The organism is Pseudomonas sp. L-22-4S-12, assembly GCF_009799935.1.
GTDB lineage: Bacteria > Pseudomonadota > Gammaproteobacteria > Pseudomonadales > Pseudomonadaceae > Aquipseudomonas.
This window is the reverse complement of record NZ_WELL01000027.1, coordinates 1-255: the sequence shown is the minus strand read 5'-3', so window position 1 is coordinate 255 and position 255 is coordinate 1. Positions and strand designations below refer to the sequence as shown.

Here is a 255-nt window from a genome sequence, read left to right as displayed (position 1 = left end):
TGATCTGCGGGGTGTTCTGCCTTGCGGCGAGCAGTTCCTGCTGGGCGGTTTCGAACTCCTCGGTGGCTTTTTGCAGCTCCGCCTCCAGGCCCTCGACCGGCAGGCGCCAGCTGACGGCCAGGTAGAGCTTGGCGATGCGTTGGCTGAGCATGCGCTGGCGGCCACTGCGGTTGACCAGGCGGGCGCTCTGGCTGCCGGTATGGCGTTCGATCAGCAGCACCACCTGCTCGCTCTGCGCCAGCAGCTGGTCGCTGA

General features: G+C 67.1%; 1 protein-coding gene. It reads right to left on the bottom strand.

What is annotated here, in order from left to right; all coding sequences use genetic code 11:
* Window positions 1–255 (bottom strand): type IV pili methyl-accepting chemotaxis transducer N-terminal domain-containing protein (locus F3I16_RS21485; protein ID WP_178116703.1); only part of this gene is annotated, 255 nt, incomplete at both ends.